Annotated in this window: 11 protein-coding genes; 5 read left to right on the forward strand and 6 right to left on the reverse strand. The window is 70.6% G+C overall.

Annotated elements, in window-relative coordinates:
• Positions 1 to 93: 93 nt before the first annotated feature.
• Together U3649_RS18885 and U3649_RS18890 are read right to left on the reverse strand one after the other, a co-directional pair.
• Entirely contained in the window at positions 94 to 2,097 is a 2,004-nt protein-coding gene (locus U3649_RS18885; protein WP_407352823.1) for a sialate O-acetylesterase, read from the reverse strand.
• Positions 2,094 to 4,199, reverse strand: coding sequence for an alpha-glucuronidase family glycosyl hydrolase (locus U3649_RS18890; RefSeq protein WP_407354663.1), 2,106 nt, complete (start codon positions 4,197 to 4,199; stop codon positions 2,094 to 2,096). Before U3649_RS18890 ends, U3649_RS18885 begins: the two co-directional genes overlap by 4 nt.
• 266 nt (positions 4,200 to 4,465) lie before the next feature.
• Here U3649_RS18890 and U3649_RS18895 point away from each other — a divergent pair, with 266 nt between their 5' ends.
• Positions 4,466 to 5,542, forward strand: coding sequence for a LacI family DNA-binding transcriptional regulator (locus U3649_RS18895; protein WP_407352824.1), 1,077 nt, complete (start codon positions 4,466 to 4,468; stop codon positions 5,540 to 5,542).
• 328 nt (positions 5,543 to 5,870) lie between these two features.
• On the opposite strand, the gene U3649_RS18900 is transcribed toward U3649_RS18895, so the two are convergent.
• On the reverse strand, positions 5,871 to 6,368 hold the full coding sequence (locus U3649_RS18900) for a GNAT family N-acetyltransferase (RefSeq protein ID WP_407352825.1): 498 nt from the start codon (positions 6,366 to 6,368) through the stop codon (positions 5,871 to 5,873).
• A 139-nt stretch (positions 6,369 to 6,507) separates the two neighbouring features.
• On the opposite strand from U3649_RS18900, the gene U3649_RS18905 reads away from it, so the two are divergent.
• Entirely contained in the window at positions 6,508 to 7,746 is a 1,239-nt protein-coding gene (locus tag U3649_RS18905) for a potassium/proton antiporter (protein ID WP_407352826.1), read from the forward strand.
• 255 nt (positions 7,747 to 8,001) lie between these two features.
• Here the strand turns inward: U3649_RS18905 and U3649_RS18910 are convergent, their stop codons facing one another.
• Positions 8,002 to 8,421, reverse strand: coding sequence for a low affinity iron permease family protein (locus tag U3649_RS18910; RefSeq protein WP_407352827.1), 420 nt, complete (start codon positions 8,419 to 8,421; stop codon positions 8,002 to 8,004).
• Between the two features lie 174 nt (positions 8,422 to 8,595).
• Between U3649_RS18910 and U3649_RS18915 the strand changes: the two genes are divergently transcribed.
• On the forward strand, positions 8,596 to 9,510 hold the full coding sequence (locus U3649_RS18915; protein WP_407352828.1) for a dienelactone hydrolase family protein: 915 nt from the start codon (positions 8,596 to 8,598) through the stop codon (positions 9,508 to 9,510).
• A 15-nt stretch (positions 9,511 to 9,525) separates the two neighbouring features.
• Here the strand turns inward: U3649_RS18915 and U3649_RS18920 are convergent, their stop codons facing one another.
• Both U3649_RS18920 and U3649_RS18925 read right to left on the reverse strand, forming a co-directional pair.
• Complete coding sequence (locus U3649_RS18920; RefSeq protein WP_407352829.1) at positions 9,526 to 10,062, reverse strand: SRPBCC family protein; 537 nt, start codon at positions 10,060 to 10,062, stop codon at positions 9,526 to 9,528.
• Complete coding sequence (locus tag U3649_RS18925) at positions 10,059 to 10,442, reverse strand: ArsR/SmtB family transcription factor (protein ID WP_407354664.1); 384 nt, start codon at positions 10,440 to 10,442, stop codon at positions 10,059 to 10,061. Before U3649_RS18925 ends, U3649_RS18920 begins: the two co-directional genes overlap by 4 nt.
• 133 nt (positions 10,443 to 10,575) lie before the next feature.
• Between U3649_RS18925 and U3649_RS18930 the strand changes: the two genes are divergently transcribed.
• Entirely contained in the window at positions 10,576 to 10,845 is a 270-nt protein-coding gene (locus tag U3649_RS18930; protein ID WP_407352830.1) for a hypothetical protein, read from the forward strand.
• A 256-nt stretch (positions 10,846 to 11,101) separates the two neighbouring features.
• On the forward strand, positions 11,102 to 12,025 hold the full coding sequence (locus U3649_RS18935; RefSeq protein ID WP_407352831.1) for a DUF3667 domain-containing protein: 924 nt from the start codon (positions 11,102 to 11,104) through the stop codon (positions 12,023 to 12,025).
• Positions 12,026 to 12,106 lie beyond the last annotated feature (81 nt).

Raw genomic sequence — 12,106 nt, forward strand, 5'->3', positions numbered from 1 at the left:
TGGGGTTCTTCATCGTTGCTCCCGCGGGCGCGAGCCCGGAATGCAGTACATGAAAGGCGTCCGCCAAAACATCGTGTGGATGGAATGGCGGCTTCATGGCTCGGTGGAAATCTGCATTTCGAACGGGCCCGCGGGCAGGCCCGTGGCGTCGTACAACGTGCAAATCGGGCTGTCGGCCCAGCAGTAGCGCACGCGCGTGGCGGCCGGCGCCGAGGATGCGCGCAACCTCACCCGGTCGCCGTCGATCCGCGCGCTCGCATAGCGGCACGTGCCCGCCCCGGCGGCGCACAGCTCGAAGCCGATGGGGCCGTCCGCGCCGTAGGCCACCAGGCCGTCGTCGATGTCGCCGAAGCGCACCACGACCGCGTCGTCTTCGCGCCATGCCGACCGCGGCACCGGGCCCGACGGCGGCAGCCGCTCGCCGTAGGCCGCGTGACGCGCCACGCGCGCGAGCCGGCGGCCGAGCTCCTGCTTGTTCGGAGGATGCACGTCGTAGCGGTCGCCGATGTCGATCGTGACCGCCAGCCCGGTCAGCGGATCCTCGCCGGCGACCCGCCGTTGCGCCTCGCGCAGCTCGGCCCAGCCGCTCTCGGTAGGCTGCGTCGCAGGCATGCCGTAGCCGGGCAGCTGCACGACCAGCAGCGGCGAGTCGGCGCCGAAGCGCGCACGCCAGTCGCTCCTGAGCGCCTGCAGCAGTCCGCGGTAGCGGTCGGCCTCGAAGGTGTTGGATTCGCCCTGGTACCAGACGATGCCGCGCAGGTCGTAGCGGCCGATCGGCGCGATCATGCCGTTGTACAACGTCGACAGGCCGGCGGCCGACTGCCAGGGCGCGCGCGGCGGCCAGTCGACACCCGGCACGACGCGGTAGCGCCAGGTGCCGTCCAGCGCCACGCCGGAGCCGTCCTCGAACCGCAGCGCGTGCCGGGAGGCGGGCCCGGCCAGGCCGCCGTCGCGGTAGGTGTCGAGCACGTTGACGACGACGACGTTGTCGCCCTCGCGCAGCAGGCCGGGCGGCAACCGATACTCGCGTGCGTCGCCTGCGCCGTAGGTGCTGCCGACGGCGCGACCGTTGACCCAGGTCATGTCCATCTCGTCGGCCGGGCCCAGCGCCAGCACCGCGCCCTGCGCCGCCTGCCGCGCGGTCAGCGTCACCGTCGTGCGGTACCACACCATGCCGTCGAACGCGGCCAGTTCCGGCACGCCCCAGCGTTCCCACGCGCCGAGCTCGCGCGGCGCGTCGTGCCAGTCGCCGGCCGGGGCGGCATCCGGACTCCACGGCTCGTCGCCCATGGCCACGTCGGAACGCCCGCGCCACCACTCGGCCCACAGGTCGCCCCAGCGCCCGACGGCGGCCGCGGGGTCATCGGCATACAGCGCCAGCACGTCGAGTTCCCCGTCGTATTCGCCGGTCGCGCGCAGCGCGTCGGCGCTGGTCCACGCCTGGATCCGCGATCCGCCCCAAGCGGCGCTGATCAGGCCCATCGGCACGTCGACCCGCTTCTGCAGCTCGCGCGCGAAGTAGTAGCAGGTGGCGGAGAAGTCGCGCACCGTGTCGGGATGGGTCTTCAGCCAGCGCACCGGCGTGGCGAAGGTTTCCAGCGGAACCGCGCTGCCGGCCTCGCCGACCGTCAGCATGCGGATCGCGTCGTTGTCGGCGCCCGCGATCTCCGCGCGCGAATCCAGCGTCCGGTGGACCTGGAGCACGATGTTGGACTGGCCGGAGCAGAGCCACACGTCGCCGACCAGCACGTCGTCCACGGTCTGCGTCGCACCGCCCGACGCAGCGGCGACCAGGGTGTGGGGCCCGCCGGCCGCCAGCGCCGGCAACCGGACCTCCCAACGCCCGCCCTCGTCGGCGCGGCCACGCGCGCGCGCGCCGCCAAGCGCGACACGCACTTCCTCGCCGGGCCGCGCCTGGCCCCAGATCCGGATCGGCCGGTCGCGCTGCAGCACCGCGTGGTCCTGGAACATGGCATGCAGCAGCGGCCCGTCGCCATCGTCGGCCGCGCGCGCGAGGGGTGCGCCGCAGAACGAGAAGGCCAGCAGCACGGACGCGATGCGCGACGAAGCCTTCGGCGAACAGGCAGCGATGTTCATCGCCCGCTCCCCGGCGCATGGGGAAATTCGAGCGACTGGTAGTCCTCCAGCGAACGCCGCGGCGTTGCGTAGCCCTCCGGCAGCGGAAGGCCTGAAATGCTCTGGAAATAGGCGATGCTGGCGTCGCGCCACCACTGCGCTTCCTTTTCCTGGATGGCCAGGAACGCGGCCACCTGCGCGTGGCGTTCGGCATCCACGTGGCCGTCGAGCCGGTCCCAGGTCTCGCGCATGCCGCGCACGTAGTCCACGCCCCGCGTGTACCGGTGCACCAGTTCGTCCCACAGCGGGCGGCCCGACTGCGTGCGGTAGTCCCAGGGGACATGATGGAACCAGAGCAGGAACTCCTCGGGCACGGCGTCGAGGTCGCCGAACTCGCGGGCGACCGGCGGCGCATACTGCGCGACCGCGTTGCTGCCGGTGGCGGTGCGGTCGAAGCCGATGCCGTGGCGGGTGGCGCGGTGGTAGTACACGGACGTCCAGTCCGCGCGCGGCCCGCCTTCCACCCAGGGGCCGGGGCCGTAGTGGTGGCCGCGTCCCATCAGGTGGTGCAGTCCGAGCGGGGTCATGTAATCCACCGCCGCCTCGCGCGAGCCCATCATCATGTCGACGACGGCGGCGACGAAACCGGGGTCGCCCGAGAACGTCATCCGCACCCAATCCCCGGCGATGTCGCGCGAATCCAGCCCCGGGTTCCACGCCAGGCGGCCATAGGCGTACCAGTTGGCCTGGTCGAAATGCGAGCCGCTCCAGTTGCGGTCGGCGCCGATGTTGGCCACGCCGGCCATCCCGGTGGTGGCGTAGCCGTGCAACGAACCGTCGATCACCTCGGCCACGGTCGAACCCGCGCCGCGGACATGGGTGTCGGCCGCCAGCGCCTCCTCGAACAGCGGCCCCAGGTAGACCAGGTGCGTGGCGAAGCCCAGGTATTCCTTGGTGATCTGGAACTCCATCATCAGCGGCGTCCGCGGCATCGCCCCGAACAGCGGATGGAACGGCTCGCGCGGCTGGAAGTCGATCGGGCCGTTCTTGACCTGCACCAGCACGTTGTCGTGGAACTCGCCGTCGTGCGGCACGAACTCGGTGTAGGCCTGCTTGGCGCGATCGTCCGGTTCCTCGTCCGAGTAAACGAATGCGCGCCACATGACCGTGCCGCCATGCGGCGCGAGCGCCTCGGCCAGCATGTTGGCGCCGTCTGCGTGCGAACGCTCGTAGTCCTGCGGGCCCGGTTGCCCTTCCGAGTTGGCCTTGACCAGGAAACCGCCGAAATCGGGAATGGTGCGGTAGATCTCCTCCGCCTTGTCCCGCCACCAGCGCCGCACCCGCGGATCCAGCGGATCGGCCGTCTCCAGCCCGCCGATCTCGATGGGCGCGCTGAAGCGCGCGCTGAGATACACGCGGATGCCGTACGGCCGGAACACGTCCGCGAGCGCCGCCGCCTTCTCCAGGTACATCGGCGTCAGGCTCAACGCGTCCGCGTTGACGTTGTTGAGCACGGTGCCGTTGATGCCCAGCGAGGCGTTGGCGCGCGCGTAGTCGGTGTAGCGCGGGGCGCGCCAGTCCGGCAGCTTGTGCCAGCCCCAGATCGAGGCCCCGGCATAGCCGCGCTCGACATGGCCGTCCAGGTTGTCCCAGTGGTTCAGCACGCGGAGCTTCACCCGCGGCGCTTCGCGCACGTCCAGCCGATCGAGCGATTGCCCGGTCTGCAGCAGGCGCAGGAAATGGAACGCGCCGTACAGCGCGCCGATGTCGTCGTTGGCCGCGATCACCGTGGCCGCATGGCCGTCCACGGTGACGCTGCGGATGAGATAGCCGTCGCGCCCGAGGTCGTCGAGTTCCAGCCCGAGCCCGGCGATCACCGGCGACGACGCCGGCGTGCCGACGACGACGGCGCCGTCGGCGACCGTCTCCGACAGCGGCGGCGCGGCGCCGAACAGCCCGCCGAGCCCGCGCAACAGTTCCGCACGGGTCGCGGCCTGCGTCGGCGTGGCATCGCCGGCCACCAGCCGCGAGGCCTGTGCGCGGTACGCATCCGCAGGCGCGCCCTCGACGGGTCGATAGCGCAGCCACAGGTCGTAACCGTCCTCGGCGCCGGCCATGGGCATGTACAGCGCGCCCGCCAGCAGGACGACCGCAAGCGCCGCGACGCTCCTGGCGAACGACGCACGCCGGCGAACGAACCGGCGTTCCGGGATATGCTCCATCGATGCAGCCCTTGCGCCCGCTCCGTCGCCCGGCGTGTCCGTTAGCGGTAACATCTGCGGCGTTTTCATGTCTGGTCCTGGATCGGGTTTCATGACGGTCTCGATGGCGAGTGCGGCGTGGTATTCCTGTCGCCACGCCCGGGGCCGGCCGACTGAAGGAACGAACGTTGGAGAAACCTAGAAAATCCGCCCGCCGCAGGGGCCGCGCCGTCACCATCGACGAGGTGGCGGCGCTCGCCGGCGTTTCGCCGATGACGGTCTCGCGCGTGGTCAACGGCCACGGCAAGGTGCGCGACGCCACCCGGGAGCGGGTGATGCGCGCGGTGCGCGAGCTGGACTACACGCCCAACCTGGCCGCCAGCACCCTCGCCGCGGCCCAGCACACGCGCATCGCGCTGATCTACACCAACCCCAGCGGCGCCTACCTGCGCGAACTGCTGGTCGGCCTGCTGCGCGTCGCCTCGCGCACCGCGATCCAGCTGGTCATCGACTACTGGGACGACCTCGACGCCGAGGCCGAGCGCAAGGCCGCGCGCAAACTGGCCGGGAAAGTGGCCGGGGTGATCCTGCCACCGCCGCTGTGCGATTCGAAGGCCGCGGTGATGGAACTGGTGCGCGCCAACGTCCCCGTCGTCGCGATCGCGTCGGGACGCTTCAGCGAGGAGATCTCCTGCGTGCGCATCGACGATTTCCGCGCCAGCAAGGAGATCACCGAGCACCTGATCGCAAAGGGCCATACCCGCATCGGCTACATCAACGGCCGTCCCGACCTGAGCGCCAGCGCGCGTCGCTTCGAGGGATTCCAGGCCGCGCTGGACGGGGCCGGCATCGTGCTGGAACGCGGCCTGGTGCAGCAGGGCGACTACACCTACCGCTCCGGCCTGAAGGCCGCCGAGCGGTTGCTCTCGCAGCGAAAGCCGCAGACCGCGATCTTCGCCGGCAACGACGACATGGCCGCGGCGGCGATCTCGGTGGCGCATCGGCGCGGGCTGGACGTACCGCGCGACCTGTCGGTGGTGGGCTTCGACGACACCTCGGCGGCGACCACGGTGTGGCCGGAACTGACCACGATCCACCAGCCCATCGCCTCGATGGCGGACGCGGCCATCGACATCCTGTTGCGCAGCATCCGCCGCAAGGACCGCAGCACGCGCGTGCTGGTCGACCACGTGGTGCCGTACCGCCTCATCAGCCGCGACTCCGTGGCGCCCCCGCCCGCACGACGTCGGTCCGGGGACGAGTGACGCCGGCGCGCCGGCCGTGATCCGCCGCTGGCCGCAGAGCCGCGCCGGGGATGGCGGGCGATGCGCGTCGGTCATGGCGAGACCCCGCCGCCGGGGGCCGGCCGGGCCGAGGCTCCGAGCGCCGGCGCCCGGACCGGCGCCGCGGCCCGTGCGCAGCTTCCCGGCCGAGAAAAGTTAGCGCTACCATCGAATCGGCAAAAAAACACATCGGCGGAAGGAACGACCAGCCCTGCCATCGTCGCGATCAACCCCGGGGAACCTCGTATCACTGTACCAGCGGCCCCCGCCGATGCATTGCTGCAGCGCAGAACGACCGCGATCGACGCCGTTACCGGCGCTCGCCCGCCTGCGGCTCCCACACCATGTACACGTCGGCGCGCGCGTAGTGCGTCCCGGGCCTGGGCGCCGGCCGATGGCGGAAGCCGACGCTCTCGTACAACGCCAGCGCCGGCGCGAGCTTGCTGCTGGACTCGAGAAACAGCTCGCGGCCGCTGCACGCATGGAACGTGTCCAGCGCCGCCAGCATCAACGCGCGGCCGATGCCGCTGCCGCGCAGGCGCTGCGCCACCGCCATCTTGGTCAGCTCGTAAACGCCGTCGCCCTCGTGCCTGAGGGCGACGGTGCCGACCGCGCATTCGTCGGCATCGAGCGCGAACAGGATGCGGCCACCGGCGGCGAGGATGTGGCTTTCCGGATCGCCCAGCACCTCGCGGTCGACCGCCTCGACCGTGAACCAGCGCTGCAGCCACTCCAGATTGAGACGGGCGAAGTCCTCGCGCCAGCGCGGCGCGAAGGCGACGACGCGGATGGGGAAGTCGGCGCGCATGGCGCGATGATAATGCCGCGGAGCGACGCTCCGGCTACGGCCATGCCGACCGCTTCGGGGCCATCGCCCGCCGCGCTGCCCGGTGGGCGCCGCCGCGCAGGCATCCACCCGGAAGGAAGCGGCGGCCCCGCCGGTTACCATGGCCGGCCCTCCTTTCCGGTCCGCCGCCTTGCCCGGCTACTCGTCCGAACTGGTGTTCTTCGGCCTCGGCCTGCTGCTGGTGCTCACCGTCCTGGCGGGCAGCCTCTCCAGCCGTTTCGGGCTGCCGGCCCTGATCGGCTTCATGCTGCTGGGCATGCTTGCCGGTTCCGAGGGACTCGGCGGGATCTCGTTCGAGAACGTCGGCATGGCGCAGGGCATCGGCGTGCTGAGCCTGGTGTTCATCCTGTTCTCCGGCGGGCTGGACACCGTCTGGCGCGAAGTGCGCCGCTCCGTCGCGCCGGCGCTGGTGCTCGCCACCGCCGGGGTGATGGTCAGCGCCGCGGTGGTGGCGGCCGCGGCGATGTGGCTGCTCGGTTTCTCCCTGCTGCAGGGATTCCTGCTCGGCTCGGTGATCGCCTCCACCGACGCCGCGGCGGTGTTCGCGATCCTGCGCTCGCGCGGGCTGCCGCTGCGCGACGAACTCAAGGGCGTCATCGAGCTGGAATCCGGCTCCAACGACCCGATGGCGATCTTCCTGGTGGGTGCCGCGCTGCTGCTGATCTCCACACCGGAGACCTCGCCGGCCACGCTGATTCCGGCCTTCGGCCTGCAGATGGCGGTGGGCGCGGCGGTGGGCTACACCATCGGCGCGGGCTTTCCGGCGCTGCTGCGGCGTGCCCGCCTGCGCGTGGGCGGGCTGGCGCTGGTGGTGTCGATCGCCACGGCGCTGCTCGCCTATGGGCTGGCCGGCCTGCTGCAGGGCAACGGCTTTCTCGCCGCATACGTCGCCGGGATCGTTGCCGGTACCCGCGAGTTCCCGTCCAAGCGCACCGTGTCCCTGTTCCAGGACGGCCTGGCCTGGCTGGCGCAGGTGACGATGTTCCTGACCCTCGGGCTGCTGGTGTTCCCGAGCGAGCTGGCGGCGGTGCTGGGCCCCGGCCTGGCGATCACCGCGGTGCTGATGCTGGTGGCGCGTCCGCTGAGCGTGTTCCTGTGCCTGGCGCCGTTCCGCGGCTACGACTGGCGCGCCAAGCTGTTCGTGTCGTGGGCGGGGCTGCGCGGCGCGGTTCCGATCGTGCTCGCCACGTTCCCGGTCGTCGCGGGCGTGCCCGGCGCGCAGTCCATCTTCAACATCGTGTTCTTCGTGGTGCTGCTGTCCAGCGTGATCCAGGGACCGACCCTGGGCTGGGTGGCGCGCAGGCTGGGATTGAATACGCAGCAGGCACGGCCCGGATAGCGGAAGCCGTCACCCCGCCTCGACTGCAAGCGGCGGCGGAGGCTCGATGGCGGTGTGGCCGCCGCGTCCCCGGCATTCGCCGGCTCCTCAGCCGGCTGGCGCCGGTTGCACCTGGCGCACGTGGCGCATGATCTCGATGAGGTTTCGACCCAGTCCCCCTCCCGGTGCGCAGCGAGGTGCGTCAGCAGCTCGGCATGGGCCGGTGTGGAGACTGCGTACCGCCGGGCGGGAAGAGTTCCACCTGAGAGGCCGCCCTTACCTGGCGCCGCCGTCCTTCTCCTCCTGATCGTCCGAGGCCCGCTTGCGCTTCACGCTGGCCGCGTCGGCCGCCAACTTCTCGTACTTCCTGCGGATGATCTCCAGTTCGTCCTGGTCCATGTTTTCCAGGTCGAGCAGCACGTTGTCGGCACTCTTGATCACCCGGATGAGCTCGTCCAGCTTGATCTGCACGGCCGCGGCGTCGGCGTTCTGCGTGTGCTGGATCAGGAACACCATCAGGAACGTGACGATGGTGGTGCCGGTGTTGATCACGAGCTGCCACGTATCGTTGAAGCCGAACACCGGCCCGCTGACGGCCCAGACGACGACGATCATCAGCGCACCGAAGAATACCCAGGGTGTTCCCGCCGCAAAGGACGCCTTCTTGGCCAGGGTATTGAAGGTGCCGTTCTTCATTGTTCCTTTCCAGCCGTCATGGGCGGCTGATCCTGCGCAGATGCGCGTCTATTCGACGTGATCAGGCGGGGCTCCGGCCCGGGGCCTGGGCCGGCGACACCGCGGCGAGCGCGGCCGCCGGGGAGGCGCCGCGGCTGTGCTCTAATCGGCGGACTACCGCCACCGGAGATCCCGATGCCCCGGCCGCTCCGCCACGAGGCCAGCGACTTCGATCCGGAAGTACTGCGCCTGTTCGACCAGTACGTGCATGGCCAGATCGACCGCCGCGGATTCCTCGCCGGCGCCGCGCGGTTCGCGGCCGGCGCGGCCGGCCTGCTCGCCGCCCTGAGCCCGCGATTCGCCGCCGCGCAGCAGGTCAAGCCTGGCGATGCGCGATTGTCGACCGACCGTCTCGCGTTCTCTTCGCCGCAGGGCCACGGCACCGCCCGGGGCTACCTCGCCAAGCCGGCGAAGGCCGACGGCCCCCTGCCGACCGTGCTCGTCGTGCACGAGAATCGCGGCCTCAATCCGCACATCGAGGACGTCGCACGCCGGCTGGCGCTGGAGGGCTTCATCGCCTTCGCGCCGGACGCGTTGTTCCCGCTGGGCGGTTACCCGGGCGACGAAGACACGGCGCGTACCCTGTTCGGCAAGCTGGACCAGGCGAAGACCCGCGAGGACTTCCTGGCCGCGGCGCGCATGCTGCGCGGGATCGACGGCGGCAACGGCCGGCTCGGCGTGGTCGGCTTCTGCTACGGCGGCGGGATGGCGAACTTCCTCGCCACCCGCCTGCCCGACCTCGAGGCCGCCGCGCCGTTCTACGGCAATCCCGCCCCGCTCGAGGACGTGGCGAATATCAAGGCCGAACTGCTGGTGGTCCTCGCCGAGCACGACGAGCGCATCAACGCCGCCTGGCCCGAGTACGAAGCGGCGCTGAAGGCGGCGGGCGTGCGCTACACGCTGTTCCAGCCGCCCGGCACGCAGCACGGCTTCAACAACGACACCACCCCGCGCTACGACGAGGACGCCGCGGGCGAGGCCTGGCGCCGCATGCTGGCGCTGTTCGGGCGCACGCTGCGCAACGACACCGTCGAGCCGGCCAACGCCTAGCCAGCGGGCGCCGGGTCAGGCCGCGATGCGGCGATCGTACGCCTCGCGAAGCCGGCTCCAGCGGTCCCAGAACGGCTCCGGCTTCTCGCCTTTCGAGCGCGCGACCAGGATGTCGAGGTGCGCGTGCCAGCCGGCGCCGACCATCAGCTTGTTCTCGCGGTCGGCCAGGCCGCGGTGGGTCAAGGTCAGGAGCACCTCGTCGCCCCTTGGCGCCAGCTCGAACGTGACATCACCGTCTCCCCAGGTAAAGGCAAGCTTGCGCGGCGGCTCGAGCACCGTGATCCGGCTCTGCATCCGGTGCTCGACGTCGAAGCCGGACGGGCGCCTGCCCGGCGGATCGGTGAGCTCGTCGTTGCGCCAGACGAGTTCGAAGGGCGCGCCGGCCTGCATCTCCATCTCGCCCGCCGCCAGCCACTGGCGGCGCAGTTCGCTCTCGGTGAGATGCGCCCAGACCCGTTCGATCGGGCCCGGCAGCAGGCGCTCGATGCGGACGGTGTCGGCGGCGGTGAAAACGCCGTACTCGGTTTCGTTTTCCGGCATTGCGATGTTCATGCTTTCCTCCGTGGGGATCCGGGTTTGCGGGTGGATTTCGCCGCGGACGTCCCGAGGTCCTCCGCCTTGAGCAAGGCATCGAGGACGTCGAGCTTCCGGTTCCAGAAGCGCTCGTAATGGCGGATCCATTCCGCGCCGGCATGCAGCGGGCGTGCATCGAGCCGGCAGGTATGCACCCGGCCCTGCACCTTGCGCTGGATCAGACCGGCACGTTCCAGCGTCTGGATGTGCTTGGAGGCGCCCGCCAGCGAGATGTCGAAAGGCGCGGCGAGTTCGCCGACGGTGCGCGGCCCGGCGGCGAGCTCGCGCAGCATCGCCCTCCTGGTCGGATCGGCAAGCGCGCGGAAGACGGCGTCGAGGCGTTCTGATGTATCAACCATAAGGTTGAATATACGCCGCTCCGGAAGATTGTCAACCGACAGGTGAAATATTCCCGCTGGGTTCACGCCCGCCCCGCTAGAGCGTTCTTGACCGTACGGAGCGCACCCCTGACGCGCTCGTGGAGAGCACCGGATGATCGAGGCAATCGTGGCAATCGCGCGGAATGCGCAGACCGCTCTCATTCCCGAGAGCGCAACCGTGGTGTTGAACGGATCGCAAGGGCAGGCCGACTGCACGGTCTTCCTGCGTGTCGATCCGGACGGCGTCGGCCCCACCGGCAGGACCTACCTGCATCTGCGCACGCAGGCGCCCTGGTACGCGCTGGAGGGCGCGAACACCCTGCAGTGGTTCGGGTCGGAGCTGGTGGAGACGCCGGTGCTGAGCGTGGAGCGTTTGCGCTAGGCGGCAGCCCCAGGCGGCACCCCGCTGATTCCAGGCTCGCGCCGACCCGGCGGCCGGCCGATCCGATGTGCGCATCGGGTCGGTCCGCTTCCGGCGCACCGCCCGTCCGCCGCCGGGAGCGTGCCGCTGCCGCGTGCGTGGGTGATCCCGAGGCACCCGGCCTGTGCCGTACCGGCACCGACGCGTCGAAATTGTCGCCGGCATCTTTTGTTCTTATCCTCCACCGATGGGTGGAGAACCGAAAGCGGACGGGGAGGTGCTTGCGGCCGCCAGCGGCCCCGGGGCCGCTACCCCGCCCCCGGGGGAAACGCCGGCGCCGGACGCTTCGCCTGCGGCCTGCCGCAACTGCGGCGCGACGCTCGGCGGCCGCTACTGCAGCGACTGCGCCCAGCCCGCGCACATCCACCGCAGCCTGGCGGCGTTGGCTCACGACATCCTGCACGGGGTGTTTCATTTCGAAGGCAGGGTCTGGCGCACCCTCCCGGAGCTGTTCTTCCATCCCGGCCGCCTGACCCGCCGCTACATCGATGGCGAGCGCGCCAGGTTCGTTTCGCCCATGGCGCTGTTCCTGTGCACCGTGTTCCTGATGTTCGCGGTGTTCTCGATCGTCGGCGGCGCCGGAAACCGCGACGGAGGCGGGCCGCCCGGCGCCACGCCCTTGCAGAAGGACGGCCCGGTGAGGATCTGGAGCCCGATGCGGGACGGAACGGGAGAGGTGCCGTGGATCGGGACCGGCTGGCCCGCGATCGACGGCAAGCTCAACGAAGGCCTGCGCCAGCTCAACGAGAACCCGAGGCTGCTGCTCTACAGGCTCAAGACCAACAGCTACAAGTTCTCCTGGGCGCTCATCCCGATGAGCCTGCCCTTCATGTGGCTGATGTTCTTCTGGCGGCGCGACGTCCGCCTCTACGACCATGCCGTTTTTGTGACCTACTCCATCAGCTTCGTCATGCTGCTGACGATCGTGCTGGCGATCGCCGCTGCCGTCGGGGTCGGTACGGACCTCCGCGAGGCGGTCATGCTGGTGGTGCCGCCGGTCCACCTGTACCGCCAGTTGCGGGGCGCGTACGGCGTATCGCGCGCCGGCGCCCTGGTCCGCCTGTTGCTGCTGCTGGTCTCCATCGGCATCGTGCTGGCCACGTTCACGGCGTTGCTGTTGCTGTTCGGGGTGCTGGACTGAGGATGCGCGGCACGCCGCCGCCGGGCCCGGAGGATTGAAAAGCCGGCCAACCGGCCGCAACTCCGGTTGGAAGGCGGCACC

The organism is Luteimonas sp. R10 (assembly GCF_045689605.1).
Classification (GTDB): Bacteria; Pseudomonadota; Gammaproteobacteria; order Xanthomonadales; family Xanthomonadaceae; genus Luteimonas.